Origin of the sequence: Actinomycetospora aurantiaca (assembly GCF_037401875.1) — a bacterium.
Classification (GTDB): Bacteria; Actinomycetota; Actinomycetes; order Mycobacteriales; family Pseudonocardiaceae; genus Actinomycetospora; species Actinomycetospora aurantiaca.
In genome coordinates this window covers 34,174-61,153 of record NZ_JBBEGN010000020.1, presented here as the reverse complement: position 1 = coordinate 61,153, position 26,980 = coordinate 34,174, and the positions used below count along the sequence as shown (strand labels likewise).

Below are 26,980 nucleotides of genomic sequence, written 5' to 3'. Positions count from 1 at the left end.
ACCGACCGTGAACCTCGTCCTCGACGACGACCTCTTCGACGCCCAGTTCGTGCGCGCGTTGGCCTACGTGCGGTCCGGCGGCGCCGAGCTGGGCGAGTGCATCGGCACCGCTCGGCGGATCACGAAGACCGACGGCGAGCTCTGGTACCGCGAGTGGCTGGCCACCGCGGAGCGCGCCGAGACGGCCGCGCACGCCGCGTCGGAGGTCGGGGACCTCGTCACCGCGCGCGGGGGCTTCCTCCGGGCGTCGAACTACTACCGGACGGCGGGCCTGTTCCTTATGGGTTCGCCGGTCGACGAGCGGTTCCGGGACGCCTCGCACCGGCAGACCGCCGCGTTCCGTGCGGGCGCGGCGCTGCTCGACTCCCCGCCGGAAATCCTCGCGATCCCCTACGAAGGCACCACGCTGCCCGGGTACTTCTTCCACGCCGGCGACCCGGACGACCGGACGCCGCGGGCCACGATGATCCTCACCAACGGCTACGACGGCACCGTCGAGGAGCTGTACTTCGCCAACGCGGCCGCCGCCCTCGAGCGCGGTTACCACGTGCTGGCCTTCGACGGGCCCGGACAGGGCTCGGTGATCCTCGACCAGGGCATCCCGTTCCGGCCGGACTGGGAGAACGTGGTCTCGCCGGTCGTCGACGTCGCGGTGGCGCGGCCCGAGGTGGACGCCGACCGGCTGGTGCTCGTCGGGTGGAGCTTCGGCGGCTACACCGCGCCGCGCGCTGCCTCGGGGGAACACCGCCTCGCCGCCTGCGTCGCGGACTCCGGGCCGTACGACCTCCACGACGCCACCGTCTCCCGCATACCCGGCGTCCTCGCCCACCAGCTCCCCGACGGCAACCGCCTCGCCCTCGGTGTGCTGGAGAAGGCGATGGAGTCGACGATGCGCAAGCCCTCCGCCGGCTGGGCCCTGCGACGGAACCTGTGGGTGCACGACGTCGACGACCCGATGGCCTTCATCGAGCTCGCCCGGGACTACACGATGAAGGGCCGCGAGCACCTGGTGCGGTGCCCGACCTTCGTCAGCCACACCCTCGGCGACGACATCAGCGCGGACGCCCCGAAGCTCGCGGCCGCGTTGACCTGCCCCGTCGAGTACGTCGAGTTCGGTCGCGACGACGACGTCACAGGGCATTGCGAGATGACGGGGCGCGCCGTGTTCCACGAGCGCCTCTTCCGCTGGCTCGACGGCGTCCTCGGCGAACCGAGCGCGACGAGGTGACGTCGCCACTGATGTTCCATTCACTCGGACAGCCCACGACAGCTGTCGTCCGGACCGGGAACGATGACACTGTGTCGATTTCCGCACCTCGTGTGCGTCTGCTCGCTTCGGCGGTCGCCGCCGCCGCTGCGCTCGTCCTGGCCGGCTGTTCGTCGGAGCCGGCGCCCGCGCCCCAGGACCTCGGCGGGGGCAGTGGCAGTTATTCGCTGACGCAGACCCTCACGAACAACAGCGGCACGGACCTGACTGTGCAGTCCGCGACCGCCGACAACGGCGGCACGGTCGAGCCCGGCCACCCGACGGTGGTCAGGAACGGCACCGCGGGGACCTTCCGAGCCACCAACACGGGCAACGGTGTTCAGCTGGACCTGACGCTGACGGCGGGCACCGGCCAGATCCTGAAGGTGTACTCGGACAACCCCCGGGTATCGGCCAACTGGTCCGCAGCGGTCCTCACCGGCACTCCCGGCGGCATGAGCACGGGCGCGATCGCGATCGACCACGGGGACAGCCCGACCGCCACGTTCACCCTGGAGCCCTGCGCGCCGAACGCGCAGTGCACGACCCAGTCGAGCACGCCGGCCGCACCCGCCATCCCGGTGACCGGATGACCGGCGGTCCCGTGAGCGCGGCGGCCGACCTCGTCGAGGTCCGCCCCGGGTACCGGACACGGGTCGTCGACGAGGGCGACCCCGGTGGTCCGGCGATCGTCCTGGTGCACGGCACCCCGCTGGACCTGCGCGCCTGGGACCCGCTGGTCCCGCGGTTGTCGCCCTCCCACCGGGTGGTGCGCTTCGACGCCCGGGGGCACGGGAGCGCAGCGGCCGTGCCCGTCCCCGACGCCACCACGCTCGCGGCGGACGTCGTCGCGGTCCTGGACCACCTCGACCTGCCCGACGCCCACGTCGTCGGCCACTCCTGGGGCGGCGAGATCGCCCAGCGGATGGCCGTCGAGCACCCGGCCCGGGTCCGAAGACTGTCGCTCGTGTGCACCCGCGCGTCGCCGTTCCCTCCGTTCGGCGACCTCGCGACGACCCTGCGCGCCGGCGGCGCCGACCTCGACGCGTTGCTCGGGCGGTGGTTCACCGCCGAGGAACGGGCCGAGCCCGGCGGTGCGGCGGGCACCGTCCGCGCCTGGCTGGCCGCGGCCGACGTCGAGCGGTGGGCGGAGGCGCTGGAGATGATCGCCCACTTCGACGACCTGTCCGAGCTGTCGCGGGTCGCCGTCCCCACCGACGTCGTGGCCGCCGAGCTGGATGCCGTGGCCACCCCGGAGCACATGGCTCAGATGGCCGAGGCGCTGCCCGACGCGACCCTTCACGTCCTGCGCGACGCACGGCACCTCGTCCCCCTGCAACGTCCGGACGAGGTCGCCGACGCCCTGCTCGCCCCGTCGAGCACCCACCGATCGAGGAGTTCCTGAGTGCCCTCCCGACTCCGGCGCACCGCCTGGCTCGTGGCTCCCCTCGCCGCCCTGGTCCTCACTCTGGGGACCGCGTGCACCGACAGCGCCCCGTCGCAGACCCCCGAGGCACCGGTCTCGGGCGGGTCCGGCCACGAGCACCGCGAGGGGGGCGGCGCGACCACGCACCACCCGACCACCGCGCCCCCGACCACCGTGCCCCCGACCAGTGGTCACTTCGACCCGAACCGCTGCCCCGCCGGCCTGGTCTGCTGAGGACGACGATGAGCAGGAGCGCGAAGCACACGTTCTTCTCCGACGACGGGTTCCAGTTCGGGGTCGAGTGCACCCTCGGCGCCGTCCTCCACGGGGCAGCGGACGTCGGTGAGGTCCTGACGACGATCGCCCGCATCCCCGACGGCAAGCCCGAGGCCTGGGTCGCCGAGTGGACCGCCACCGCCGACCGCGTCGCCGACGAGGCCCGCACCGCCGAGTCCTCCGGCCACCTCCGCTCCGCGGCCGCCCGGTGGCTGCGCGCCTCGAACTACTACGCGCGGGCCACCGACTCCGCCGACACCAGCGACGTGTTCACCGGACTCTGGGAGCACCACCGCGACGCCTGGGACCGGTTCGCGGAGCTGACCACGCGGATCGGCGAGACCGCGATCGAGCCCATCACCGTCCCCTACGAGGACACCACCCTGCCCGGGTACGTCTTCGGCACCCCGGGCAGCGGACCGCGACGCACGCTGATCTTCGTCAACGGCAGTGACGGCTCCGTGGTCAGCGCCTGGACCGACTGCGCCGTCGACGCGCTCCGGCGCGGCTGGACCGTCGTCACCGTCGACGGGCCGGGTCAGAACGCCGCCCTGGTCCGCCAGGGGATCCCCTTCCGCCCGGACTGGGAGGCCGTCCTCACCCCGCTGATCGACCACGTCGGCACCCGCCCGGACGTCGACCCCGACCGCATCGCCGTGCTGGGGCTGAGCCAGGGCGGCTTCTGGGTGCCCCGGGCGATCGCGCACGAGCACCGGGTGGCCGCCGCCGTCGTCGACCCGGGCGTGGTGGACGTCTCCACGGCCATGACGTCGAACCTCCCCGGGTTCCTGCGCAAGGTCCTCGACGCCGGCGACCGGGCGAAGTTCGACAAGGAGATGGGCTGGGGCCTGCGGTTCTCGCGCGGCGGCCTCGCCACGATGCTCGCGTGGCGGATGCGGCCCTACGGGGTCACCTCGCCCTTCGAGTTCTTCACCGCCGCCCGCGCGTACCGGCTCACCGCCGAGGAGATGGCAGCGATCCGCTGTCCGGTGCTGATCACCGACCCCGAGCACGAGCAGTTCTGGCCCGGGCAGTCCGCCCGGCTCGCCGAGGCGTTGACCTGCCCGGTCACCCGGATGTCCTTCACCGCGGCCGAGGGCGCCGACCGGCACTGCGAGCCCCTGGCTCCGGCGCTGCGCGGCGAGCGCATCTTCGACTGGCTCGACGAGACCGTTCCCGACGGCGGGTCCGTGTGAGCCAGGTCGGGACGGCGGCAACGCCGCGCGTCGCCCGCTGGACCTGGATCGTCGTCCTCGTCGTCGGGATCGTGCTGTTCGAGCTGGTCCGCCGGACCCTCGTCGCGACCCAGAACCCGAACTTCCTGCCCTCGCTGATCCTGCTCGGGGCCGCGGTCGTGCCGGCGGCGTTCCTGACCTTCGTCGCGAGCCGCCGCCTCCCGACCGACCTCGGTTCCGGCCCGATCGTGGCGGCCGCCCTGCTCGGCGGCGTGATCGGCACCGTCGTCGCCGGGACCCTCGAGTACGACGCGATGCAGCGGCTCGGCGGCCTGCCGATGCTCGCCGTCGCGATCATCGAGGAGGCCGCGAAGCTCATCGTCCCGGCCGCGATGCTCGTCGTCGCCCGCTACCGGCACGGACCGGCGAACGGCCTGGTCCTCGGCGTCGCCTCCGGTGCGGGATTCGCCGCGCTGGAGACCATGGGCTACGCGCTGACCGTGCTCGTCCAGACCCGCGGCAACATCGCCGCCGTCGACGGGGAACTGCTCATCCGTGGGCTGCTCAGCCCGGCCGCCCACATGGCGTGGACCGGGCTCACCGCCGCCGCGCTGTGGCGGTGGGCCCGGCTCGGGCACGGCCTGTGGTGGTTCCTCGGCACCTACGTCGTCGCCGTCGTGCTGCACACGGTCTGGGACTCCGTCGGCGGCCTGGTCGTCTACGTCGTGCTGGCGGTCGTCGCCTTCACACTGCTGATCCTCACGACCCACCGGCTGGGTCGTGTCGCGACCGAGAGCGAGGCCCGATGACCGACGACGTCCTGGTGGTGGGAGCCGGGCCCGTGGGCCTGACGACCGCCTGTCAGCTGGCCCGGCTCGGCGTCGCGGTGCGCGTGGTCGACCGGCTCGAGGAGCCGACGACCGAGTCCCGCGCGGTCGGGGTGCACCCCCGCAGCCTCGAGATGCTCGCGGCCCTGGGCGTGCTGCCCCGGCTGGAGGCACGCGGGCGCCGGATCGGGGGGCTCGAGATGCTCGACGGCGCCTCCGGTCGCACCCGCGCCCGGATGGACTTCGACCACGTGCCGAGCCGCCACGGCTACATGCTCGACATCGCCCAGCCCGACACCGAGGCCGTGCTGGCCGAACGTGCCGCCGAGCTGGGGGTCGTCGTCGAACGGGGTGTCGAGCTCACGGCCCTGGTGCAGGACGACGACGGCGTCGAGGTCACCCTGCGCGCGGCGGACGGGGAGCAACGCCGGCGCGTCGGCTGGGTGGTGGGCGCGGACGGCGGCCACAGCACCACCCGGCACCTGCTCGGGACGCAGCTCGAGGGTGGCTTCCACGGGCAGCACTTCGCGATGGCCGACGTCGAGGTCGACACCGACCTCTCGCCCGACACCATCCGCATGTTCACCCACGACGAGGGCATCGCGATGCTCTTCCCCCTCGCCGGCCGTCGCGCCCGCACCATCTTCCTCGTCGACCCGCCGCCCACCGGGGCAGAGGCGCCGACGTTGGCGGACGTCCAGGCCCTGGCCGACGTGCGGATGGGTGGCCGGGTGCGCCTGCGGGACCCGCGGTGGCTGACCTACTTCGAGGTCCACCACGCCCAGGTCCCCCGCTACCGGCACGGGCGGGTGTTCCTGGCCGGCGACGCCGCCCACATCCACAGCCCGGCGGGCGCGCAGGGCATGAACACCGGCATCCAGGACGCCGCGAACCTCGCCTGGAAACTGGCGACGGTCGCCCGGGGCGGGGCGGACGCGCGCCTGCTGGACACCTACCACGACGAACGCCATCCCGTGGGCGCGGACGTCGTCCGGACCACCACCGCGCTCACCGCCGTCGGCACCGCGACCGGTCCGGAGGCCGCCGTGCGGGACCTCGCGCTCCACCTCGTGGGCCACGTCCGCCGGGTCGCCGACGCCGTCGCTGCGAAGACGACCGAGGTCACCGTCTCCTACCGCGACAGCGTCCTCTCGGTCCAGCACGCCCCGCACCACCACGGCGCGGCGCGGGCGGGCGACCACGCCCCCGATCCGGCCGGGCTGACCCGGCACGACGGCACGACGGTCGCCGTCGAGGACCTGGCGACCACCCCCGGGTTCCTCGCCCTGGTCCGGTGCGACGACCCGGCCCGGGTCGACGAGCTGCGCCACGGCCTGGGCGACCTCGGCACCGTCGTGGAGCTCGCCGAGTCCGACGGGCTCCTGCGACGGCACTACGGGTTCGGCGCCGAGGGGATCGCCCTCGTCCGGCCGGACGGCTACCTCGGGCTCGTCGCCGACACCGCCGCGCCCGAGCACCTGCGCCGCTACCTGACGGAGACCCTCCACCTCGCCGCTCCCTCGTCGCTCGCGAGGTAGAGGCGGACCAGCCGCTTCCACACGTCGAGCAGGGGGTCGAGGGCGTGGTCGCGGGCCGCGAACGTGTAGGTCAGGGCCGCGCCGCGGAGGCTGGTGAGCAGGACGGAGACGAAGTCGGCGAACCACGGCCGGCCCGCGATCTCCGGGCCGAACATCTCGGCGACGGCGCCCCGGATCGCCCGGCCCAGCTCGTGCTCACGGGGGGCCAGGGCGGTCGCCAGGTCGGGGTGGTTCTTGGCGGCCACCCACAGTTCGAGGGTCGCCGCGAACAGCGTCCCGTGGTGGGAGTTCCACAGCGCGTCGATCGAGGCGTCCACGTCACCGCGCTCGAACGGCGGGGCGTCGAGCGTGGCGGTGCGCGCGGCCGCGAGGTGCTGCACCGCGGCGATGAGCAGGTCCTCCCGGGACGGGAACTGGTGGAGCAGGCTGCCGCGCGACACCCCGGACCGTGCCTGGATGCGGGAGGTGGTCGCCGCCGCGTACCCGTCCTCGGCCAGGCAGGTGACCGCGGCCTCCAGGATGCGCTCGCGGGTCTCCCATGCGCGCTGCTGCACCGGGAGCGGGGCGTTCGTGGAAGCCGGCACCGCGTCACCGTACCTGCTGACTAGTACGCCTTGACTAGTTCGGGGCGTGATGTGAGGTTGTAGTCCTCTCGACGAAGAGGTGACCGATGCGCCTGACCCAGGGGCTGGCCCGTGCGGCCCAGCAGACCCCCGACCTCGCCGCCACCGTGTTCGGCGCCCGCACCCGCACGTGGCGGGAGAGCCGGGACCGCGTCGCGCGCTTCGCCGCCGCCCTGCACTCGCTGGGCGTCGAGGCCGGCGACCGCGTCGCGATCCTGTCGCTCAACCGGGACGACTACCACGAGGTCCAGCTGGCGGTGCCGTGGTCGGGTGGCGTGACCGTCCCTGTCAACACCCGCTGGAGCGTCGAGGAGATCGCCTTCTCCCTGGCCGACTCCGGCACCCGGGTCCTGATCGTCGAGCACACCTTCCGTGACCTGGTCCCCGGCATCCTCGAGCGCGCACCCGGCGTCGGGGCCGTCATCCACGTCGGGGACGACGCCCCCGACGGCGAGCTCGCCTACGAGGACCTGATCGCGCGGCACGACCCGGTGCCGGACGCGCTGCGCGGCGGGGACGACCTCGCCGCGATCTACTACACCGGCGGCACGACCGGGCGCCCCAAGGGCGTCATGCTGAGCCACGCCAACCTGATGAGCTCCGCGCTCGGCACCGCGGCCACCGAGCACTTCCTGGTGCCGGGCGGGCGGCTCTTGCACACCGCGCCGATGTTCCACCTCGCCGACGGGGCGGCCTGGGTGGCGCGCAACCTCGTCGGCGGCACGCACGTGATCGTCCCCGGGTTCGACCCGGTCGGGGTGGCCGCCGCCGTCGCGGAGCACGAGGTCACCGACGCACTGCTGGTCCCGACGATGATTCAGATGCTGGTCGACTCGCCGGACGCCGCGTCGTACGACCTGTCCAGCTTCCAGCGCGTCGTGTACGGCGCGAGCCCGATCAGCGAGGCCGTCCTGGACCGGGCGGCCAAGCGCCTCCCCACCGCCGAGTTCACCCAGCTCTACGGCATGACCGAGCTGTCGCCGGTGTGCACGATCCTCACCCCGGACGACCACGGCCGCGACGGGCTGCGGCGCTCCGCCGGCCGGGCCGCCCCGCACAGCGAGGTCCGGGTCGTCGACGACGAGGACCGGGACGTGCCGCCCGGCACCGTCGGCGAGATCGTCTCGCGGGGTCCGCACGTCATGCTGGGCTACTGGAACCGCCCCGAGGAGACCGCCACCGCACTGCGCGGCGGGTGGATGCACACCGGGGACGGCGGCTTCCTCGACGAGCACGGCTACCTGTTCGTCGTCGACCGCATCAAGGACATGATCGTGTCGGGCGGGGAGAACGTGTACTCCGCCGAGGTCGAGAACGCACTGGCCCGCCATCCCGCCGTCAGCAGCTGCGCCGTGATCGGCGTGCCGGACGAGCAGTGGGGCGAGCGGGTGCACGCGGTCGTCGTCACCGCGCCGGGGGCGTCGGCCACCGCGGAGGAGCTGCGGGACCACTGTCGCGCGCTGATCGCCGGATACAAGTGCCCGCGCAGCGTGGAGTTCGTCGAGGCCCTGCCGATCTCGGGCGCCGGGAAGATCCTCAAGCGGGAGCTCCGGGCGCCGTACTGGGAGACTGCCGGGCGTGGCGTCTCCTGAGCCCGTCCGGCTGACCGTCGACGACCGCGGGGTCGCGGTCGTCGAGCTCAACCGTCCCGAGGCCTCGAACAGCATCGACGTCGCGACCGCGACCGCCCTGGGCGCCGCCGCACAGCAGGCCGCGGACGCCAGGGTGATCGTCCTGCGCAGCACCGGTCGGTTCTTCTGCGCCGGGGGTGACCTGTCGTCGTTCACCGGCGACCCCGCTCCGCGACTGCAGGAGACCGCGGAAGCGTTCCACGTCGCGGTCCGGGCGCTCGCGGCGGCGGACGCCCCGGTGATCGCGCGGGTCCAGGGGGTGGCGGCCGGCGCCGGCCTGTCGCTGGTGGCGGCCGCCGACATCGCGGTGGCCGCGGAGGAGGCGAGCTTCGTCTTCGCCTACGGCGCGGCCGGCCTCTCCCCCGACGGCGGCGCCTCGTACTTCCTCCCCCGCCGCATCGGGGAGCGGCGGACCTTCGAGCTCGCCCTGACGAACCGCCGCCTCGACGCCGCGACCGCCGTGGCGTGGGGACTCCTGAACCGGGTCGTCCCGGCGTCCGGGCTCGACGCCGCCGTCGACGAGTACGTCGAGGCGGCCCTGCGCGGGTCGACCGGGTCGCTGGGCGCGATCAAGCACCTCGTCGCGACGAGCCCGGACGCGACCCTGGACGAGCAGCTCGACCGGGAGTCGGCGGCGCTGTACGCCCGTGGAGCGTCCGCGGACGGCCGGGAGGGCATCGCGGCCTTCCTCGCGAAGCGCCGGCCGGTGTTCGGGAGCGGCACTCGCCCACCCGCGTGATCACCAGACCCTCACGGGGCCCGGGAGGTGCCCGTCGGCCCCGTGCGGGTCCGCTCGTCGAGGGCCGCCGCCCACCGTGTCAGGCTGTCGCCATGGACGCTCCGGTCTGGGCGCGCGGCTCGCTCGCGTGCGACGGGACCCGCACGGTGTCGCTCGACGTCAACGGCCAGGACATCGCCTGCCTGGTGCCCGACCACGAGTCCGAGCCCGACGGGGTGAGCACCTTCGGGCTGCTCGCGGCGTCGCTCTCCGCCTGCACGGCGATGTCGGTGCGGACCTTCCTCGAGCGGTGGCAGGTGACGGTGCAGGACGTGGAGGTCGACGTCGGCTTCTCCGCGGGCCGGCCCCCGACCCTGCACCGCCGGGTCGGGGTGCGCGCCGCGCTCGACGCCGACCTGCGCGAGCAGCTCGCGGGGGTCGTCGACAGCACCCCGGTCACCGTCCTGCTGCGCGACGGGATCACGATCGTCACCCGGCTCGACGTGCATCCCTGAGGCACGGACGGGCTCAGGCCGGGGTGACGACCACCTTGCCGCGCAGGGTGCCGGCGTCGGCCTCGGCGTGGACCGAGGCGAGGTCGTCGAGGGTGACGCGGCGGTCGACGCCGATCTCGAGCTCCCCGCGTTCGACCATGCCGACCAGCCGCGCCAGCTGCTCGGCGTCGCTGCGCACGAACACGCCCGCCGCGCGCACTCCGCGGCTCTCGTCGCCCGGGGACGGCGTGCCGGGCACGGTGTTCACGACGATGCCGCCGTCGCGGACCAGGCGGGTCAGCGTCGCGAGCTCGTCGGCGGGGACCGAGGCCAGGTTGAGCAGCACGTCCACCGGCTCGGTGACCGCGGCCGTCACCTCCGTGGCGGTGTGGTCGACGACCTCGTCCGCCCCGAGCCGGCGCAGGCGGTCGCTGCTGCGGGGGCTGCCGACGGCGATCAAGTGCGCCCCCGCGCCGTGCGCGAGCTGCACCGCGTACCCACCGACCGCCCCGCCGGCCCCGTGGACCAGGAGGCGCTGACCGGACGTCAGCCCGGCCTGCTCGAACAGCGCCTGCCACGCCGTCAGCCCGACCATCGGCAGCGCGGCCGCGTCGGCGAGCGGGACCCCGGCGGGCGCGCGGGTCAGCACCTCGGCCGGGGCGATCGCGTACTCCGCCGCGGACCCGTCGGCGACCATGGGCAGGAACCCGACGACCTCCTGGCCGACCTCGAGCCCCTGCACCCCCGGACCGACGGCGTCGACCGTGCCGGCGATCTCCACGCCCGGGACGTGCGGCAGGGTCACCGGGAAGGGGCCCTGCAGGTAGCCGCCGCGGATGCCGTCGTCGACGAGGTTGAACGTGGAGCCCGCGGTGCGGATCCGGACCTCGCCGGCCCCCGGCTCCGGCCGGTCCACCTCGTCCACCTGCAACACCTCGGGACCGCCGAACTCGTGGAACCGGACTGCCTTCACGGCGGGAGCCTCCTGGTCGTGGAGCCGATGTGCTTCGATTTCGAAGCTACCACTCGCTGCTTCGATGCCGAAGTACTCGGGTACCGGTCCCCCGTGCCCGATCCCTCCCACGCCGTCGACCCGGTCCAGCTCGGCGCCTACTTCGCGCTGGTCGAGGTGTCGAGCCTGCTGCGCCACGCGATCGAGGCGCAGCTGCGCGAGGACGGCGGGCTGACCTTCGTCCAGTTCCAGATCCTGCGGCGCCTGCAGCTGGCCCCGAGCGGCAGCGCCCGCATGACCGACCTGGCCGACTCGATCGTCATCAGCCGCAGCGGCCTGACCTACCAGGCGGACAAGCTCGAGCGCGACGGCCTCGTCGCCCGCGTCCCGTCTCCCGACGACGAGCGCAGCGTGGTCATCTCCGTGACCGACGCCGGGCGGGCGCTGGTCGGCACCGTGCTCCCCGGCCACGAGGAGGTGGTCACGAGGATGCTCTTCGAACCGCTCTCCCACGACGCCGACGCCCTGACCCGCATCCTCGAGCCGGTCCGCGACCACATGCGCGCGGCGCCCCCGCGGTCGGCGGCCCCCCGACGGCGACGCGGCCGGACCGGTCCGTCACACCCCGGGGTGACGTGACGCCCGTTCCGCGAACGCCGTGAGCGCGGACGGGTCGTCGACCGCACCCGGGCTCGCGACCTCCTCGACCGGCCGACCCCGGAGGATCTGCTTCACGGGCTTCTCCAGCTTCTTGCCGGTCATCGTGCGCGGCACGGCCGGCACCGCCTCGATCACGTCCGGCAGGTGGCGCGGGGACAGCTCGGAGCGCAGCGCGCCCCGGATCCGACCGAGCAGGGCGTCGTCGAGCTCCCCTCCCCCGGCGACGACGACGAACAGCATCAGCTGCCCCGGCCCGCCGTCGGAGGCCTCCAGGTGCACGACCAGCGCGTCGGCCACCTCGGGGAGGTCCTCGACGACGCTGTAGAACTCCGCCGTCCCGAGCCGGACACCGCCGCGGTTGAGCGTGGCGTCGGAGCGCCCGGTGATGACGAAGCTCCCGCGCGAGGTCCGGATCGCCCAGTCCCCGTGCCGCCACACACCGGGGAACTCGTCGAAGTAGGACTCGCGGTAGCGCTCGTCGCCCGGGTCGTTCCAGAACCGCACCGGCATCGACGGCATCGGACGGCGGATCACGAGCTCGCCGACCTCGTCGACGACCTCGCGCCCGGACTCGTCGAACACGGTGACGTCGACGCCGAGGCACGGCCCCGCGAGCTCGCCGCGGTAGACCGGCAGCCAGGGGTTGCCGGCGACGAACCCGGAGCAGACGTCGGTGCCGCCGCTCATCGAGTTCACCAGCACGCCGTCGCCGAGCTGCTCGGCCGCCCAGTCGAACCCGTCGTCGGGAAGGGGGGAGCCGGTGATACCGAGGACCCGCAACGACGACAGGTCGCCCACCGCCCGCGGCTCGACGCCGGCCTTGCGGCACGCCATGAGGTAGCCGGGGCTGGTGCCGAGGTGGGTCAGGCGGGCGTCGGCGGCGATCCGCCACTGCTCGCCGAGGTCGGGGTACAGGAAGTTGCCGTCGACCAGCACGATCGCGGCCCGGCACAGCAGGCCCGAGACCAGGATCGGCCACATCGTCCAGGCGGTGGTGGTGAACCAGCAGAACCGGTCGCCGGGGCGCAGGTCCAGCGCGAGCGAGTGGTTCTTGAGGTGCTCGAGCAGGATGCCGCCGTGCCCGTGGACGATCGCCTTGGGCAGGCCGGTCGTCCCGGAGGAGAACAGCACGGTCAGCGGGTGGTCGAACGGCACCGGCTCGAACGCGAGCTCGCCCGGCTCGGCCAGCAGGTCGTCCCAGGCCAGGGCGTCCGGCACCTCGACGTCGCCGTAGGGCACCGCCACGACGTGGCGCAGGGTCGGCAACCCGGCGCGGATCGTCGCGACGTCGGCGGACTTGTCGATCGGCTTGTCCCCGTAGACGTAGCCGCCGATCGTCAGCAGGACGGTCGGCTCGACCTGGGCGAAGCGGTCGATCACGCTGCGGGCCCCGAACTCCGGGGCGCACGAGGCCCAGACCGCGCCGAGCGAGGCGCAGGCGAGGTAGGCGACGACCGCCTCGCCGATGTTGGGCAGGAAGCCGACCACCCGGTCGTCGCGCCCGACGCCGAGGCGCACCAGACCGGCGCGGCACCGCGCGACCCGGTCGGCCAGCTCGCCGTAGGTCACCTCCTGCTTCTCCCGGGTCTGGGACCAGGCGATCAGCGCGGTCGCGTCGGCGTCGCCACGCAGCAGGTGTTCGGCGTAGTTGATCGCGCTGCCCGGGAACCACGTCGCGCCCGGCATCTCCCGCGACGCGAGCACCTCGTCGGACAGGCCCCCGACGGCGAAGTGGTCGCGGACCGCCGTCCAGAAGCCCTCGAGATCCTCGACGGACCAGCGGTGCAGGTCCGCGTAGGACTCGAAGTGCCGGTCGAGTCCCGCGAGGAACGCACCCAGGGCGGTCCCGTCGAGGGGCGCGGCGTCTCGGATCACGGTCATCGGTTCAGCTCCGTTGCGGCAGGGGTCGGCTCGCCACGATCATCGCCCGTGTGGAGCCCGGATGGTGACCCGCGCCGTGGCGGGTCGGGAGTGGCTGCTCGCGCTCGCGCCGCGGGACCCGCGGGACCCGCGGGCCACGCTCGACCACGCCGCCGTCACGGCCGCGAGCCGGGGCGACGCGGTGGCGCGGGTCGGGCCCGCGGCGGTGTGCTGGGCGGTCGGGATCGGCGAGGAGATGGCCGAGCGGATCGTCGCGGAGATCCCGGCCCTGGGCAGCGGGACCGCGCCGTTCGAGAAGCTGCGGTCGGGCACCGAGGCGTCCGTGCTGCGGGCGCTGCTGGTGCTCGCGCAGCCGGACGCCGGGCTCTCCCCGATCCCGCCCGAGTCGCTCGACGGCGTCCAGGAGTTCGTCCGCCGCGGCGTCTCGCTCGACGGCGTGCTGCGCGGCATCCGCCTCGGGCACGCCCACATGACCCGGTCGTTCCTGCGGGACTGCGAGGACCTGGTGGCGCCCGACCGGGTCGCGGCCGAGATGGCCTCGGTGACCGACGAGCTCTTCGTCTACATCGACGGCTTCGCGGGCGCGATGACCCGCGAGTACCTCACCGAGTACGACCGGTGGACCACCAGCGCCGCCGCGACGCGCGCCCAGACCGTTCGGGCGATCCTCGCCGGGGAGGAGGTCGACCCGGTCGCGGCCGGTCGGGTCCTCGACTACGACCTCGCCCGCCGCCACCTCGGGCTGACGATGTGGACCGGCTCGGCGGCCGCCGACGTCGGGCTGCAGCGCGCCGCCGCGGACCTGCTCCGCGCCCGCGGCGCGCGGTCCGCCCTGGTCGTCCCGGTCGGCGCGGGCCAGCTCTGGGCCTGGGGCTCGCTCCCGCCCGGACCGTTCCCGACGACGGGTCCGGTCCCGCCCGGCCTCCGCGTCGCGTTCGGGTCCGCGGGCGCCGGCGTCGACGGATTCCGCCGGACGCACGCCGAGGCGCAGCGGGTCGAGCGGCTGCGCCGGGTGGCCTCGTCCGGTGCCGACGTCGACGGGGCCACCGACTACGACGACGTGGCGGTGGCGGCGCTGCTGGCCGGGGACGTCGGGGCCGCGCGGGACTTCGTGCGACGCGAACTGGGCGAGCTGGCCGGCGCGGGCGAGCAGGCGGCCGACCTGCGCACCACGCTGCTGCACTACCTGGTCGCGGAACGCAGCCTGATCACGGTGGCCGGCGAGCTGCACATCGCCCGCGGCACCGTCGCCTACCGGGTCAAGCGGGCCGAGCAGCTGCTGGGCCGCTCGGCCGGCGAGCGTCGGCTCGAGCTGCACACCGCGCTCGTGCTGGCCCGGGAGCTGGGCGACGCCGTGCTCTGAGGTCAGGTGGTCCGCCGGTAGCGGATGTGCGTGGCGAGGGGCGAGTGCAGCACCTCGACGGGCTCGAAGTCGAACGCGGCGACGCCGTCGAACAGCCGCTCGCCGCCGTGCAGCAGCACCGGCGCGACGTCGAGGGTGAACTCGTCGACCACGCCCGCGACCAGCGCCTGCCGCACCGTGGAGGCACCCCCGGCGATGTCCACCCCCCGGTCGCCCGCCGCCTCCCGGGCCCGGGCGTAGGCGGCGTCGAACCCGTCGGTGACGAAGTGGAAGGTCGTCCCGCCCGCCATCTCGATCGGCTCGTGCGCGTGATGGGTCAGGACGAACACCGGCGCGTGGTACGGCGGTTCGTCGCCCCACCAGCCGCGCCAGTCCTCGTCCCACGCGCCGCGGACCGGCCCGAACATGTTCCGGCCCATCACGTAGGCGCCGCGGGGGCGCATCAGCCAACCGGTCGCGACCTCGTCCGCCGCGGTCGCCCGCGGGTCGCCGATGTGCCACCCGTGCACCTGGATCCCGCCCTTCCCGAGCGGGTCGTCGCGGCTCTGGTCCGGGCCGGCCGCGAAGCCGTCCATCGAGACCGACATGTGGCAGGTCGTGTCGCTCATCCGCACCCCTGAGGAGTTGCATTGTGCAATCGGTCAGCACACCGTAGCGCGTGACCGCGGTCACGCGCGATCCAACCCGGACCCGGCGTCTTGAACTCCCGGACCAAGCGCGGCCGACGTCCCGGGCTGTTGCCTGGGCCACACCGCAGACCGCTGCCGAGGAGAGACGATGACGATCATCCTGGACCGCCCGGGGGCCACCGACGCCGACCGCGACCGCCGCGCCGACCTGGTCGGACGCGCCGCGAAGGTGGTGCCCCTGCTCGCCCGCAACGCCGTCGCCACCGAGGACGCCCGCCGGGTGGTCGAGGAGAACATCGCCGCGATCGAGGAGGCGGGGCTCTTCTCGATCATGCGGCCCGAGCGTTTCGGCGGCCTGCAGACCGACTTCCGGACGAAGCTCGAGGTCTCCCGGGAGCTCGCCCGCGGCTGCGGGTCCACCTCGTGGGTCACGACCCTCATGAACGTCTGCTCCTGGTTCACCGCGCTGTGGCCCGAGCAGGCGCAGCAGGACGTGTGGGGCGGGGACCCGAACGCCCGGATCGCCGGGGTCCTCGCGCCCACCGGCACCGCCCGCGAGGTCGACGGCGGGTGGATGGTCTCCGGCCGCTGGGGCTGGGCGTCGGGCTCGGCGCACTCGCAGTGGGCCCTGGTCGGGCTCCCCCTGACCGACGCCGACGGGGCGCTGGTCGACCAGGGCATGGTCCTGATCCCGATGGCGGACGTGACGATCGAGGACACCTGGTTCGTCGCCGGGATGCGCGGGACGGCGTCCAACACGCTCGTCGTCGACGAGGTGTTCGTCCCGCGGCACCGCTACGTCTCCCTCGGCGCCGCCATCGTCGGCGCGAACGAGCTCGCCCATCCCGACGAGGCCCTCTACCGGTCCGCGTTCATCCCGGTGGCGGCACTCGTGCTCGCCGGGCCGCAGCTGGGCCTGGCGCAGGCCGCCCTGGACCTCGTCGTCGAGAAGGCCCCGAAGCGGACGATCTCCTACACGTTCTACGAGACGCAGGTCGGGGCGCCGACGGTGCAGCTCGCCGTCGGACGCGCCGCCTCGCTGATCGACTCCGCGCACCTGCACGCCTACCGCGCCGCCGCCGAGATCGACGAGGCCGCCGCCCGCGGCGAGTACCCCGACTACGACGTCCGCGCCCGCATGCGCATGGACACCGGCGCGGCCGTCACCCACGCCCGGGAGGCGATCCGGCTGCTGGTCTCCGCCCACGGAGCGTCGAGCTTCGCCGAGGCCAGCCCGCTGCAGCGGATCTGGCGCGACAGCGAGACCGCCAGCCGGCACGCGGTGGTCAACCCGGAGATCTCGCAGGAGATCTACGGCAAGGCGCTGCTCGGTGTCCGTGGCGACGTGACGGCGCTCGTCTGAGGACGCCCGAGGCGGCCGGGAGGACGAGTCGTCACCACACCGTCACGGCACGAAACAGACATACCCCCTCGGACGTGTGACCATCTCCCGATGGCGGAACCAGCAGCAGCACCGACGACCGAGACCGGGGCCGGGCCGACGAAGCTGAAGCGCACGGTGGGCACCGTCCTGCTGTTCTTCTTCATCGTCGGGGACACGCTCGGTGCCGGCATCTACACGCTCGTGGGCACGATGGCCGAGGACGTGGGCGGCATGCTCTGGCTGCCCCTGGTGCTCGCCCTCGTGCTGGCGCTGCTGACCGCGGGCACGTACGCGGAGATGATCACGAAGTACCCGCACGCCGGGGGCGCGGCCCGCTACGCGGAGCGGGCCTTCAAGATCCCGTACGTCACGTTCGTGGTCGGGTTCTTCATGCTGTCGTCCGGCATCACGACGTCGGCGCTGCTCGCCAGCGCCTTCTCCGGCGACTACCTCACCGAGCTGATCGACGTGCCCGCGGCGCCGGTCACGGTGGTCTTCCTGGTGCTGCTGACCGCGATCAACCTGCGCGGGGTGAAGGAGTCGCTGTCCGCCAACGTGGTCGCCAGCGTCATCGAGGTCTCCGGCCTGGTGCTCGTGATCGTCGTGGCCGCGATCGTGTTCGGCGGCGGCGGCGGCGACGTCGGCCGGCTCCTGACGCCGTCGCCGGACCAGCCGATCCTCTACGGCGCGTTCGCGGCCTCGGTCACCGCGTTCTTCTCGTTCCTCGGGTTCGAGGCGGCCGCCAACATGGCCGAGGAGGTCAAGGAGCCGAGCCGCGCCTACCCGCGGGCCCTGTTCGGCGCGATCGGCACGGCCGGCGTGATCTACCTGCTGATCGCGCTCGGGTCCGCGATCGTCGTCGACCCGCTGCGCATGGCCGAGTCCACCGGCCCGCTGCTCGAGGTCATCACCGCGTCCGGGCTCGCGATCCCGGGGTGGGTGTTCTCGCTGATCGCCCTCGTCGCGATCGCCAACGGCGCCCTGCTGTTCATGGTCATGGCGAGCCGGGCGACCTACGGGCTCGCGGAGGCGGGGCTGCTGCCGTCGATCTTCGGCAACGTGGCGCCGACCCTGCGCACGCCGTGGGTCGCGATCCTGGTGGTCGGGGCGGCGACGATCGGGATGAGCTTCGTCGGCGGCATCGGCACGCTCGCGGACATGACGGTGCTGCTGCTGGTGTTCGTCTTCATCTCGACGAACATCTCGTGCCTCGTCCTCAAGAACGACCGGGTCGACCACCGGCACTTCACGATCCCGCGGGTCGTCCCGGTGCTCGCGGTGATCGCCAGCATCGCGCTGCTCTTCCAGCAGTCCGCGGAGATCTGGCTGCTGGCGGCGGTGTACCTCGTGGTCGGCACGGTGTTGTTCCTGATCGCCCGCTACACCCGGCGGCACTTCGACCAGGGCCCGCACGAGACGTCGCTGACGTTCTGAGGACCGCGGGCGTCGCAGGACTTGAGTGTGCCGCGACGGCCGGGTTTCTCCTGTTCGGTATGAGCACGGAGGAGCACCTCTCACCGACCGACTACGCCCGCGCCGAGCAGATGCTCGCGCCGTACCGGGCCCGCCGGGTGCCGCGGGTGACGCCGCACTGGATCGCCGACGGGACACGGTTCTGGTACGAGGTCGGCGGGCGGTACCGGCTGGTCGACCCGGCGGCCGGCACCCGGCGCGACGCGTTCGACCACGAGCGGCTCGCCGCCGAGCTCTCCCGCGCCACGGGCACCGCGGTCGACCCGGCCGACCTGCCCGTCACGGCACCCGAGTTCGACGACGACGGGGTCCGGTTCGCCGCGCTGGAGGGCCGCTGGCGCTTCGCGGGCGGCACCCTGACCCGGCTCGACGACGAGCCGCCGGGACCGATGGAGATCCCGTCCCCGGACGAGCGGCACGTGGCGTTCCGGCGCGACGGGAACGTGTGGGTGCGCGACGCCGGGACCGGCGAGGAGACCGCGCTGACCGACGACGTCGAGCCCGGCGTCGAGTACGGCGGCCTCACCGAGGCGATGAGCAGCCGGATGCTGATGCGGCGCTTCGGGCTCGGCCCGCCGTTCCTCGCCTTCTGGTCGCCGGACTCGACGCGGCTGCTGGTGCACCGGCTCGACCAGCGCGGGGTCGCCGAGCAGGTTCTCGTCGAGTCCTCCCCCGCCGACGGCGGGCGGCCCGTCGAGCACCGCTACCGCTACCCGATCCCCGGCGATGAGGCCCAGGCGACGATGTCGTGGGTGGTGATCGACGTCGCGGAGCGTCGCCTCGTGCGCCAGCAGGAGGACCCGCGCCCGATCGTGCACCCGGTGACGCTCACCCACGCGTGGTGGTCCGGCGAGAAGGGCGACGCGGTCCACCACCTGCGGCAGTCCCGGGACGCGCGCACCCTCGAGCTGGTCCGCCTGGACCCGTCGTCGGGGGAGGTCACGACGCTGGTCACGGAGACCGGACAGACGCGGGTGGACCCGACCCCGCAGCTCGGCGAGCCCGCGATGGTCCGCGTGCTCGACTCCGGGGAGATCCTGTGGTGGTCACAGCGCGACGGCTGGGGCCACCTGTACCGCTACGCCGACGGGGTCCCGATCCAGCTCACGAGCGGGCCCTGGCTCGTCCGGAAGGTGCTGTGGGTCGACGAGGACACCCGGCAGGTGTGGTTCCTCGCCACCGGCCTCGTCGACGACGACCCCTACGCCCGCCAGATCTGCCGCGTCGGGCTCGACGGCACCGGGTTCACGCGCCTGACCCACGACGACCTCGACCACGACGCCGAGAGCCCGGCCGAGGGCGGGCACCTGCTCGACCGCGCCTCCTCGCCGTCGGTGCCGCCGCGCTCCCGGGTGCTGGGCGGCGACGGCCAGGTGCTCGTGGAGCTCGAGGCGCCGACCGTCGACGCGCTCGTCGAGCTGGGCTGGAGCCCGCCGGAGCGCTTCCGGACGACGGCCGCGGACGGCCGGACCCCGGTGTACGGCCTGCTCTGGCGCCCGCACGGCTTCGACCCGCAGCGGCGCTACCCGGTGATCGACAGCATCTACCCGGGCCCGCAGGTCCACCGCGCCGGGCCGGCCTTCGACAGCCTGATGCCCGGGGCCGGGGAGGCCCTGGCCGCGCTGGGGTTCGCCGTCGTCGCGATCGACGGCCGTGGGACGGCGGGGCGCAGCAAGGCCTTCCACGACCACTCCTACCGCCACCTCGGCGACGCCGGCGCCCTCGAGGACCACGTCGCCGTGATCCGCGAGCTCGGGCTGCGGCACCCGTGGCTGGACACCGAGCGCGTCGGGATCACCGGCCACTCGGGCGGCGGGTTCGCGACGGCCCGCGCGCTGGTGGCGCACCCCGACTTCTACTCGGTGGGGGTGGCGACGTCGGGCAGCCACGACGCCCGCGTCTACGTCACGATGTGGGCGGAGCAGTACCACGGGGACGGCGACCCGCGGGACCTGGCGACCGCGGAACTGGCCGGGCAGCTGCGCGGGAAGCTGCTGCTGGTGCACGGCGAGCTGGACGACAACGTGCACCCGTACCAGACGATGCGGCTGGTCGACGCGTTCGTGGAGGCCGACGTCGACGTCGACATGTTCGTGGTCCCGGGCGTGGAGCACTCGCTGCTCGGGCGCGGGCACCACGTGACGCGCCGGACCTGGGACTACTTCGTGCGCCACCTGCACGGCGTCGAGCCGCCCCGCTACCGGCTGGCCCCGCTGCCGGTGTCCCCGGGGATCGCCGGGCTGGGATGATCCCGGCCATGGGACGGACCGACCGCGCCTCCCGGACCGTCGCGGCGTCGCCGGCGGCGGTGTACCGGGCGCTCACCGACCGCGACGCGGTCGAGTCGTGGCTGCCGCCGGACGGGATGCGGGGCCGGGTCGAGCACTGGGACCCGCGCCCGGGCGGCGGGTTCCGGATGGAGCTCACCTACCTCGACCCGACCGGCGCGCCGGGCAAGTCCGGCGACGCGACCGACGTCGTGGAGGTCGGGTTCGCCGAGTTGGTCCCGGACGAGCGGGTGGTGCACCGGGCGGAGTTCGTCGCCGACGACCCGTCGTTCGCGGGGACCATGACGATGACCTGGCAGCTGACGCCGACCGCCGCCGGCACCCAGGTCACCGTCACCGCGGACGACGTGCCACCGGGCATCGACCAGCAGGACCACGAGGTCGGCATCGCGTCGTCACTGGCGCACCTCGCGGCCGCCGTCGAGGGCTGAGAGGGCTTGCGCCACCTGCCCGCCCAGCGCGACGTTCGCCCGGTACAGCGCGACGTTGACCTCCAGGCTGCGGCCCTCGCTGGCGCGGTGGAGGTGGTCGAGCAGGTGCGGGGTCGTGTCCTTGCCCCGCACGCCGCGGGACTCGGCGTCGGACAGGGCGCCCTCGAGCACCGCCCGGTGCAGGGTGTCGTCGAGCTCGTCGGCCTCCGCAACCGGATTGGCGAGCAGCACCGCCGAGCGCAGCCCGAGGTCGTCCCGGGCCCGGGCGACGGCTGCGGCCTCGGCGGGGGTCTCGACGCGGTCGGTCACCGGGAAGCCGGAGTCGCGGACGTAGAACCCCGGGAAGGTGCTCGTCCGGTACCCGAGCACGGTGACCTGCAGGGTCTCCAGCCGCTCGAGGGTCGCGCCCACGTCCAGGATCGACTTCACCCCCGCGGACACGACCAGGATCGGGACGCCCGCGAGCGCCACCAGGTCCGCGGACTCGTCGAAGCTGCTCGCGGCGCCGCGGTGGACGCCGCCCAGCCCGCCGGTGGCGAACACCCGCACGCCCGCCCGGTGGGCGAGCCAGGCGGTCGCCGAGACGGTCGTCCCGCCGGACCAGCCCTGCGGGACGGCGACCGGCAGGTCCCGGCTGCCGATCTTGTGGACGTCGTGGTCGGCACCGAGCCGCTCGATCTCCGCGGTGCTCAGACCGACCGTCGGCCGCCCGTCGACGACCCCGACCGTGGCCGGGACGACCCGGCGTCGCGCAGCTCCTGCTCGGCGGTGAGCGCCGTGCTGACGTTGCGCGGCCGCGGCAGGCCGTGCGTGATGATCGTCGTCTCCAGCGCGACGACCGGCCGCCCGGCGGCCACCGCCCCGCGGACCTCGTCGGAGCAGTGGAGAGCGGCCATGGGTCCGATCATGCCGTCCGGTCACATCGTCTTGGGGAGTTCCCGACGGCGGGTTAGGGTCGCTCCATGATCACGGCGGTGCAGCTGACCACGCGGGGGCACATCGACCTCGCGCGTGTCGCCTCCGCGCTGTGTCGCGGCTGACGGCTCGTCGCCGCTCTCCCCCGTCTCTCAGCGGGCCCCGTCGTGTCGACGTGCGGGCCCGTGTGCCCTGCCGTGCCCATCCGGAGGATTCCCGTGACCACGACCGTCCCCACCACGACCACCGACGAGCAGCTCGACGAGATCTTCGCGCCGGTGTTCGCGCGGATCGCCGAGGGCGCGTTGCAGCGCGAGCACGACCGCTCCCTGGCCCACGACGAGGTCCGCGCGCTGCAGGACGTGCGGTTCGGCGCGCTGCGGGTCCCGACGGAGTTCGGCGGCCACGGCGCGTCGGTGCGCCAGCTGTTCCGGCAGCTGATCGCGCTGGCCGCGGCCGAGTCCAACCTGCCGCAGGCCCTGCGGGTGCACTGGTGGTTCGTCGAGGAGCAGCTGCTCGACGAGTCGCCGGAGCGCGAGCGGTGGCTGCGCGCGGCGGCGGAGGGCCGGCTCGTCGGGAATGCGATCTCCGAGCCCGGCGTCGGGGCGATCGACCGCTACCAGACCCGCCTGACTCCGGACGGCTCGACGCCCGGCGGTCTGCGCCTGTCGGGCACGAAGTACTACAGCACCGGCAGCCTCTACGCCGACCACATCATCGTCGCGGCCGACCGGGACGGCGAGCGGGTGGCGGTGCTGGTCGACGCGGACGCGGACGGCGTCACCCAGCACGACGACTGGGACGGCTTCGGGCAGCGGCTCACGGCGAGCGGGACGACGGAGTTCCACGACGTGTTCGTGCCCGGCGACCGGGTGCTCGGCCCGGGCTACGGCACGCCCGGCCGCACCTACGGCACGTCCTACCTGCAGCTCGTCCAGCTGGCCGTGCTCGCCGGGATCGCCCAGCGGGCCACGGACGACGCGTCCGCCTGGGTCCGCGACCGCACCCGCACCTACACCCACGCGGCCGCCGACCTCCCCCGCCACGATCCGCTCGTCCAGCAGGTGATCGGCCGGCTGTCGTCGGCGGCCTACGCCGCCCGGGCGATCGTGCTGGACGTGGCCGACCAGCTCGACGGGATCCTGGCGGGCCGCAGCGACGACGCCGACCTGCTCGACCGCGTCGAGTTCGACGTCGCCCGCGCCCAGGCCGCCGTCATCCCGTCGGTCCTGGACGCGACCACGCAGCTGTTCGAGGTCGGCGGCGCGTCGATCACCTCGGAGTCGCTGCGCCTCGACCGGCACTGGCGCAACGCCCGCACCATCTCGGTGCACAACCCGCTGATCTACAAGCTGCAGTCGGTCGGCGACCACGTGCTCAACGGCTCCGAGCTGCCCTACGCCTGGAGCGCGGGGACGCGGTCGTCGTAGCCCCTCGTCGCCCCCGCGTGAGGGGAACCCTCACGCGGTCCGGGCGGGTGGATCCTCCCCTCACGGCCGGGTGGCGGGCGCGACCTACCCTGGCCCGGTGCCGATGACCGCGAAGTACGCGACCACGTGCGGGGTCTGCGGGTCCCCCGTCTCGCCCGGCGAGGAGATCGCGAAGGCCGGGCAGCGCTGGGCGCACGCGGCCTGCGCCGACACGGCCGGTCAGGCCCCCGCGGCGAAGGCCGAGAAGCCCGCGCAGGCCGCGAAGGCCGCGAAGCCGAAGCGCGCCGACATGCCGGCCCCCGAGGGCGCGCTCGAGGTCTGGACCGACGGCGCGTGCTCCGGCAACCCCGGTCCCGGCGGGTGGGCCTGGGCCACCCGGGACGGCCGGCAGGACAGCGGGGGCGAGCCCGCCACCACCAACCAGCGCATGGAGATCCGGGCCGCCCTCGAGGCGGTCCGCGCCCTCGACGGCCCGCTCGTCGTCGTCAGCGACTCGACCTACGTCGTGAACTGCTTCCGCGACGGCTGGTGGAAGGGCTGGATCGCGCGCGGGTGGGTCACCAGCGCGAAGAAGCCCGTCGTCAGCCGGGACCTGTGGGAACCACTGATCACCCTCGTCAACGACCGCGGCAACGTCTCCTTCCGCTGGACCAAGGGCCACTCCGGCGACGAGATGAACGACCTGGTCGACCGGCTCGCCGTCGAGCAGTCGAAGGCCGTCACCGCGTCCTGACCGTTCCCGGACCGACGCGCGTGTCCTCCACCGTCGCGCGCGGGGCCCGCGTATGGTGGACTGCAGCGGTTCCTCGGTGACGCACCGGTTCTTCGCTGGACGGTCCTGTCCTGCGGCGGTGGTCCCGGGAGCACCCGGTGGGACCCGTCGACGCTCCCGGCGCCCCGGCTCCCCCACCACACGCTCTGTCGTACGACAGGCCCGCACGGCGCGGACGCCGTGCGGAGGAGGAGGAGTACGTGGCTCGAGGAGGCCAGCCCACGAGGGCTCGCCGTGGTGCGCCGAACGACCGGCGGCGGGGTCGCCGGGGCGGCGACGACGTGATGTCGGTGCTGCAGCGCGCCGTCCGCGAGGTGAAGACCGCGCTCGGCAACGGCCGGGTGACCGCGTCCACCCGCACGAAGTTCCAGGCGGTCGCGCTGATGCTGCGCGACGAACGTACGCGCGTCCGGGCGGACGAGTCGATCGGTGAGACGAAGCGCGCGGAGCAGCTCAAGCGCCTCGACGACGTGGCGACCTCCCTCGCGATGAGCGCGGTGCGCGACCAGCGGCTGATGGCCCTCCTCTCCGAGGACGCCGTCGTCTCCGACGAGGCCCGCGCGCTCGAGCGCGACATGCTGCGCAAGGCCGGCATCGAGGTCGAGCCGGAACCGGAGCCCGAGCCCGAGGAGGAGCCGGTCGCGCCCGTGCGCAGCGGCATCGTCCCGCAGTCGGTGATCTCCCGGCAGCTCGCCAACCCGTTCATGGAGCCTGACTACTCGATCCAGCGCCCGAGCGCCCCGCGCCCGTCGCGCCTGGCGAGCTGGGAACTGCTCGAGCCGCTGCTGCGCTCCTTCGAGCGGGCGAGCGCCGGCGCCGCGGCATGCATGGACCTGCCCGAGCCCGGATCGCTGCACACCCGTGCCGGGCAGGACCTCATGCCGCACCAGGCCGAGGTGGTCGAGGCGGTCGCCGAGGGCCACCGCACCTTCCTGCTCGCCGACGAGCCCGGGCTCGGCAAGACCGCGCAGGCCCTGCTCGCCGCCGAGGCCGCCGAGGCCTACCCGCTGCTCGTCGTCGTCCCGAACGTGGTCAAGACCAACTGGGTGCGCGAGGCCGGGCTCTGGTGCCCCCGCCGCGGGGTCACCGCGGTGCACGGCAACGGCGACTCGGTGGACGGGTTCGCCGACATCGTCGTGGTGAACTACGACGTCCTCGACCGGCACGTCGGCTGGCTGGGCGACTTCGGGTTCCGCGGGATGGTCGTCGACGAGGCGCACTTCATCAAGAACAAGGGGTCGCAGCGCTCGCAGCACGTGCTCGCGCTGTCGGAGCGGATCCGGTCGTTCGCGGGCCGCCCCCTGCTCATGGCGCTGACCGGCACCCCGCTGATCAACGACATCGAGGACTTCCTCGCGATCTGGGAGTTCCTGGGCTGGATCGACGACAAGAAGCCCCTCGCCGACCTCATGGACTCCCTCACCGAGACCGGCCTCACGCCGGCCGACCGGGAGTTCTACCCGGAGGCCCGGCAGGCCGTCGTGGACATGGGCATCGTCCGGCGCCGGAAGGTCGACGTCGCGGCGGACATCCCGGAGCGGCTCATCGCAGACCTGCCGGTCGAGCTCGACGGCCCCACCGGCCGGTCGATCCGCGCCGCGGAGCGTGACCTGGCCGCGCGGATGGTCTCGCGCTACGACGAGGCCATCGCGGCCCGCCGTCAGGAACGGGAGGTCGAGGGCATCGACCACGACCTCGTGCGCCTGGTCGCGAGCTGGGAGCAGAAGGACGCCGAGAACTCCCCGAACGGCGACAACGTGTTCACGATGATGCGCCGCATCGGGCAGGCCAAGGCCGAGCTGGCCGCCGACTACGCCGCGCAGCTCGCCCGCAGCGCCGGCAAGGTCGTCTTCTTCGCCAAGCACGTCGACGTCATGGACACCGCGCAGGAGACCTTCGACCGGCAGGGCGTGCGCTGGTCGGCGATCCGCGGCGACCAGTCGCGCACCGCCCGGCAGAAGAACATCGACGCCTTCGTCGAGGACCCGGAGGTGCAGGTCATCGTCTGTTCGCTGACGGCGGCCGGCGTCGGCATCAACCTGCAGGTCGCCTCCAACATCGTGCTCGCGGAGCTCCCCTGGACCGCCGCCGAGCAGACCCAGGCCATCGACCGGTGCCATCGCATCGGTCAGTCCATGCCAGTCACCGCCTGGCGGATCCTCGCCGCGCAGACCATCGACGCGCGGATCGCGGAGCTGATCGACGACAAGGCGGGCCTGGCCGCCGTCGCCCTCGACGGGTCCGAGGAGGAGATCGCCTCCGCCGACGCGCAGCACGCGACGCTGGTCGCGCTGCTCACGAGCGCGCTGGAGTCACGGACGCCTGCGTTGTCCTGACGCTACGTTCGTCCCGTCCACGTAGACCCACCGACGGTCGTGCCGGGCGAACCGGCTGCGCTCGTGCTGCACGCCGTCGCGGTGGTGGGCGCGGAACTCGACGACGCCGTCGGTGTCGAGCATCCCGCCGCGGACGCGGTCGACGATCTCGAGGCCGCGCCAGCGGACCGCAGGGTCGAGCTCGAGGTCGGCGGGCCGGGTGTCCGGGTGCCAGGTCCGCAGCAGGTGCTCGACGTCGTGCCGGACGAAGGCCGTGTACCGCGACCGCATCAGGGCCTCCGCGGTCGGTGGCGGCGCGCCGTCCGGGCCGAGGTAGCGCCCGCAGCAGGCGTCGAGGGGATCCGGCAGCCCGCAGGGGCAACGCTCGGGCGTCACGGCGGGGAACGATACGTCCACCCCACTAGCACACTGCGTAGCCGCGGCACTGCTCCATCCGAGCGGTACCGCGCCGTAGCTCGCGGCAGGTGCGGCACCATCCTCGCGTGATGCACAACCGGACGTGACGGCCGGGA

General features: G+C 73.8%; 25 protein-coding genes and 1 pseudogene. 20 read left to right on the top strand and 6 right to left on the bottom strand.

The genetic code is table 11. From position 1 onward, the window contains the following. The first annotated feature begins 7 nt into the window (after positions 1 to 7). The 7 genes from WCD74_RS26065 (at position 8) to WCD74_RS26035 (ending at position 6,488) form a co-directional block, all read left to right on the top strand. Positions 8 to 1,228, top strand: a complete 1,221-nt coding sequence (locus WCD74_RS26065) for an alpha/beta hydrolase family protein (RefSeq protein WP_337697819.1) — start codon at positions 8 to 10, stop codon at positions 1,226 to 1,228. A 71-nt stretch (positions 1,229 to 1,299) separates the two neighbouring features. Beyond that, entirely contained in the window at positions 1,300 to 1,839 is a 540-nt protein-coding gene (locus WCD74_RS26060; RefSeq protein ID WP_337697818.1) for a hypothetical protein, read from the top strand. Beyond that, positions 1,836 to 2,651, top strand: coding sequence for an alpha/beta fold hydrolase (locus WCD74_RS26055; protein WP_337697817.1), 816 nt, complete (start codon positions 1,836 to 1,838; stop codon positions 2,649 to 2,651). The genes WCD74_RS26060 and WCD74_RS26055 overlap by 4 nt, the downstream gene beginning before the upstream one ends. Then, a complete protein-coding gene (locus tag WCD74_RS26050; protein ID WP_337697816.1) occupies positions 2,652 to 2,906 on the top strand; it encodes a hypothetical protein in 255 nt (84 codons plus the stop codon). An 8-nt stretch (positions 2,907 to 2,914) separates the two neighbouring features. Then, positions 2,915 to 4,144 (top strand): alpha/beta hydrolase family protein, encoded by a 1,230-nt coding sequence (locus WCD74_RS26045; RefSeq protein ID WP_337697815.1) that lies wholly within the window; start codon positions 2,915 to 2,917, stop codon positions 4,142 to 4,144. Beyond that, the gene (locus WCD74_RS26040) at positions 4,141 to 4,932 is read left to right on the top strand and encodes a PrsW family intramembrane metalloprotease (RefSeq protein WP_337697814.1); all 792 of its coding nucleotides are present in this window, start codon (positions 4,141 to 4,143) and stop codon (positions 4,930 to 4,932) included. The genes WCD74_RS26045 and WCD74_RS26040 overlap by 4 nt, the downstream gene beginning before the upstream one ends. Continuing rightward, on the top strand, positions 4,929 to 6,488 hold the full coding sequence (locus WCD74_RS26035; RefSeq protein WP_337697813.1) for an FAD-dependent monooxygenase: 1,560 nt from the start codon (positions 4,929 to 4,931) through the stop codon (positions 6,486 to 6,488). The genes WCD74_RS26040 and WCD74_RS26035 overlap by 4 nt, the downstream gene beginning before the upstream one ends. Here WCD74_RS26035 and WCD74_RS26030 read toward each other — a convergent pair. Beyond that, positions 6,437 to 7,072 carry a TetR/AcrR family transcriptional regulator gene (locus WCD74_RS26030; RefSeq protein WP_337697812.1) on the bottom strand — a complete coding sequence of 212 codons (636 nt, stop codon included), beginning with the start codon at positions 7,070 to 7,072 and terminating at the stop codon, positions 6,437 to 6,439. The genes WCD74_RS26035 and WCD74_RS26030 overlap by 52 nt on opposite strands. Before the next feature lie 86 nt (positions 7,073 to 7,158). On the opposite strand from WCD74_RS26030, the gene WCD74_RS26025 reads away from it, so the two are divergent. The 3 genes from WCD74_RS26025 (at position 7,159) to WCD74_RS26015 (ending at position 9,975) form a co-directional block, all read left to right on the top strand. Beyond that, positions 7,159 to 8,703 (top strand): acyl-CoA synthetase, encoded by a 1,545-nt coding sequence (locus WCD74_RS26025; protein WP_337697811.1) that lies wholly within the window; start codon positions 7,159 to 7,161, stop codon positions 8,701 to 8,703. Beyond that, positions 8,690 to 9,481, top strand: coding sequence for an enoyl-CoA hydratase/isomerase family protein (locus WCD74_RS26020; RefSeq protein ID WP_337697810.1), 792 nt, complete (start codon positions 8,690 to 8,692; stop codon positions 9,479 to 9,481). Before WCD74_RS26025 ends, WCD74_RS26020 begins: the two co-directional genes overlap by 14 nt. A 92-nt stretch (positions 9,482 to 9,573) precedes the next feature. Next, positions 9,574 to 9,975: an OsmC family protein gene (locus WCD74_RS26015; protein ID WP_337697809.1), complete on the top strand. Its 402-nt coding sequence runs from the start codon at positions 9,574 to 9,576 to the stop codon at positions 9,973 to 9,975. Positions 9,976 to 9,988: 13 nt separating this feature from the next. On the opposite strand, the gene WCD74_RS26010 is transcribed toward WCD74_RS26015, so the two are convergent. Beyond that, positions 9,989 to 10,927, bottom strand: coding sequence for an NADP-dependent oxidoreductase (locus WCD74_RS26010; RefSeq protein WP_337697808.1), 939 nt, complete (start codon positions 10,925 to 10,927; stop codon positions 9,989 to 9,991). A gap of 93 nt (positions 10,928 to 11,020) precedes the next feature. Here WCD74_RS26010 and WCD74_RS26005 point away from each other — a divergent pair, with 93 nt between their 5' ends. Further along, complete coding sequence (locus tag WCD74_RS26005) at positions 11,021 to 11,545, top strand: MarR family winged helix-turn-helix transcriptional regulator (protein WP_337697807.1); 525 nt, start codon at positions 11,021 to 11,023, stop codon at positions 11,543 to 11,545. Here the strand turns inward: WCD74_RS26005 and WCD74_RS26000 are convergent. Then, positions 11,525 to 13,447 (bottom strand): acetoacetate--CoA ligase, encoded by a 1,923-nt coding sequence (locus tag WCD74_RS26000; protein WP_337697806.1) that lies wholly within the window; start codon positions 13,445 to 13,447, stop codon positions 11,525 to 11,527. The two genes, WCD74_RS26005 and WCD74_RS26000, sit on opposite strands and share 21 nt — an antisense overlap. A gap of 61 nt (positions 13,448 to 13,508) precedes the next feature. Between WCD74_RS26000 and WCD74_RS25995 the strand changes: the two genes are divergently transcribed. After that, on the top strand, positions 13,509 to 14,810 hold the full coding sequence (locus tag WCD74_RS25995; protein ID WP_337697805.1) for a PucR family transcriptional regulator: 1,302 nt from the start codon (positions 13,509 to 13,511) through the stop codon (positions 14,808 to 14,810). Positions 14,811 to 14,812: 2 nt separating this feature from the next. Here the strand turns inward: WCD74_RS25995 and WCD74_RS25990 are convergent, their stop codons facing one another. Continuing rightward, positions 14,813 to 15,418: a dihydrofolate reductase family protein gene (locus WCD74_RS25990; protein ID WP_337697804.1), complete on the bottom strand. Its 606-nt coding sequence runs from the start codon at positions 15,416 to 15,418 to the stop codon at positions 14,813 to 14,815. Between the two features lie 169 nt (positions 15,419 to 15,587). Here WCD74_RS25990 and WCD74_RS25985 point away from each other — a divergent pair, with 169 nt between their 5' ends. The 4 genes from WCD74_RS25985 (at position 15,588) to WCD74_RS25970 (ending at position 21,015) form a co-directional block, all read left to right on the top strand. Then, positions 15,588 to 16,802, top strand: a complete 1,215-nt coding sequence (locus WCD74_RS25985; protein ID WP_337697803.1) for an acyl-CoA dehydrogenase family protein — start codon at positions 15,588 to 15,590, stop codon at positions 16,800 to 16,802. A 90-nt stretch (positions 16,803 to 16,892) separates the two neighbouring features. Next, positions 16,893 to 18,257: an APC family permease gene (locus tag WCD74_RS25980; RefSeq protein ID WP_337697802.1), complete on the top strand. Its 1,365-nt coding sequence runs from the start codon at positions 16,893 to 16,895 to the stop codon at positions 18,255 to 18,257. 59 nt (positions 18,258 to 18,316) lie between these two features. Continuing rightward, on the top strand, positions 18,317 to 20,545 hold the full coding sequence (locus WCD74_RS25975) for a S9 family peptidase (RefSeq protein ID WP_337697801.1): 2,229 nt from the start codon (positions 18,317 to 18,319) through the stop codon (positions 20,543 to 20,545). 8 nt (positions 20,546 to 20,553) lie between these two features. After that, on the top strand, positions 20,554 to 21,015 hold the full coding sequence (locus tag WCD74_RS25970) for an SRPBCC family protein (RefSeq protein ID WP_337697800.1): 462 nt from the start codon (positions 20,554 to 20,556) through the stop codon (positions 21,013 to 21,015). Here WCD74_RS25970 and WCD74_RS25965 read toward each other — a convergent pair. Continuing rightward, a pseudogene (locus WCD74_RS25965) lies at positions 20,980 to 21,923 on the bottom strand (pseudouridine-5'-phosphate glycosidase). The gene WCD74_RS25970 and the pseudogene WCD74_RS25965 sit on opposite strands and share 36 nt — an antisense overlap. Before the next feature lie 54 nt (positions 21,924 to 21,977). On the opposite strand from WCD74_RS25965, the gene WCD74_RS30005 reads away from it, so the two are divergent. The 4 genes from WCD74_RS30005 (at position 21,978) to WCD74_RS25950 (ending at position 26,468) form a co-directional block, all read left to right on the top strand. Beyond that, complete coding sequence (locus WCD74_RS30005) at positions 21,978 to 22,055, top strand: putative leader peptide (RefSeq protein WP_373696136.1); 78 nt, start codon at positions 21,978 to 21,980, stop codon at positions 22,053 to 22,055. 93 nt (positions 22,056 to 22,148) lie between these two features. Continuing rightward, complete coding sequence (locus tag WCD74_RS25960; RefSeq protein WP_337697799.1) at positions 22,149 to 23,360, top strand: acyl-CoA dehydrogenase family protein; 1,212 nt, start codon at positions 22,149 to 22,151, stop codon at positions 23,358 to 23,360. A gap of 103 nt (positions 23,361 to 23,463) precedes the next feature. After that, a complete protein-coding gene (locus WCD74_RS25955; protein ID WP_337697840.1) occupies positions 23,464 to 24,093 on the top strand; it encodes a ribonuclease H family protein in 630 nt (209 codons plus the stop codon). 323 nt (positions 24,094 to 24,416) lie between these two features. Next, on the top strand, positions 24,417 to 26,468 hold the full coding sequence (locus WCD74_RS25950; protein WP_337697798.1) for a DEAD/DEAH box helicase: 2,052 nt from the start codon (positions 24,417 to 24,419) through the stop codon (positions 26,466 to 26,468). On the opposite strand, the gene WCD74_RS25945 is transcribed toward WCD74_RS25950, so the two are convergent. Beyond that, positions 26,445 to 26,843 carry a YchJ family protein gene (locus tag WCD74_RS25945; RefSeq protein ID WP_337697797.1) on the bottom strand — a complete coding sequence of 133 codons (399 nt, stop codon included), beginning with the start codon at positions 26,841 to 26,843 and terminating at the stop codon, positions 26,445 to 26,447. The two genes, WCD74_RS25950 and WCD74_RS25945, sit on opposite strands and share 24 nt — an antisense overlap. Positions 26,844 to 26,980: the final 137 nt, after the last annotated feature.

Bases quoted from the DNA above. Each gene is read 5' to 3' on its own strand.
- WCD74_RS26055 (WP_337697817.1), top strand. From the start codon at position 1,836: ATGACCGGCGGTCCCGTGAGCGCGGCGGCCGACCTCGTCGAGGTCCGC.
- WCD74_RS26045 (WP_337697815.1), top strand. From the start codon at position 2,915: ATGAGCAGGAGCGCGAAGCACACGTTCTTCTCCGACGACGGGTTCCAG.
- WCD74_RS26035 (WP_337697813.1), top strand. From the start codon at position 4,929: ATGACCGACGACGTCCTGGTGGTGGGAGCCGGGCCCGTGGGCCTGACG.
- WCD74_RS26025 (WP_337697811.1), top strand. From the start codon at position 7,159: ATGCGCCTGACCCAGGGGCTGGCCCGTGCGGCCCAGCAGACCCCCGAC.
- WCD74_RS26015 (WP_337697809.1), top strand. From the start codon at position 9,574: ATGGACGCTCCGGTCTGGGCGCGCGGCTCGCTCGCGTGCGACGGGACC.
- WCD74_RS26000 (WP_337697806.1), bottom strand. From the start codon at position 13,447: ATGACCGTGATCCGAGACGCCGCGCCCCTCGACGGGACCGCCCTGGGT.
- WCD74_RS25995 (WP_337697805.1), top strand. From the start codon at position 13,509: ATGGTGACCCGCGCCGTGGCGGGTCGGGAGTGGCTGCTCGCGCTCGCG.
- WCD74_RS25990 (WP_337697804.1), bottom strand. From the start codon at position 15,418: ATGAGCGACACGACCTGCCACATGTCGGTCTCGATGGACGGCTTCGCG.
- WCD74_RS25985 (WP_337697803.1), top strand. From the start codon at position 15,588: ATGACGATCATCCTGGACCGCCCGGGGGCCACCGACGCCGACCGCGAC.
- WCD74_RS25980 (WP_337697802.1), top strand. From the start codon at position 16,893: ATGGCGGAACCAGCAGCAGCACCGACGACCGAGACCGGGGCCGGGCCG.
- WCD74_RS25975 (WP_337697801.1), top strand. From the start codon at position 18,317: ATGAGCACGGAGGAGCACCTCTCACCGACCGACTACGCCCGCGCCGAG.
- WCD74_RS25970 (WP_337697800.1), top strand. From the start codon at position 20,554: ATGGGACGGACCGACCGCGCCTCCCGGACCGTCGCGGCGTCGCCGGCG.
- WCD74_RS30005 (WP_373696136.1), top strand. From the start codon at position 21,978: ATGATCACGGCGGTGCAGCTGACCACGCGGGGGCACATCGACCTCGCG.
- WCD74_RS25955 (WP_337697840.1), top strand. From the start codon at position 23,464: ATGACCGCGAAGTACGCGACCACGTGCGGGGTCTGCGGGTCCCCCGTC.
- WCD74_RS25950 (WP_337697798.1), top strand. From the start codon at position 24,417: ATGTCGGTGCTGCAGCGCGCCGTCCGCGAGGTGAAGACCGCGCTCGGC.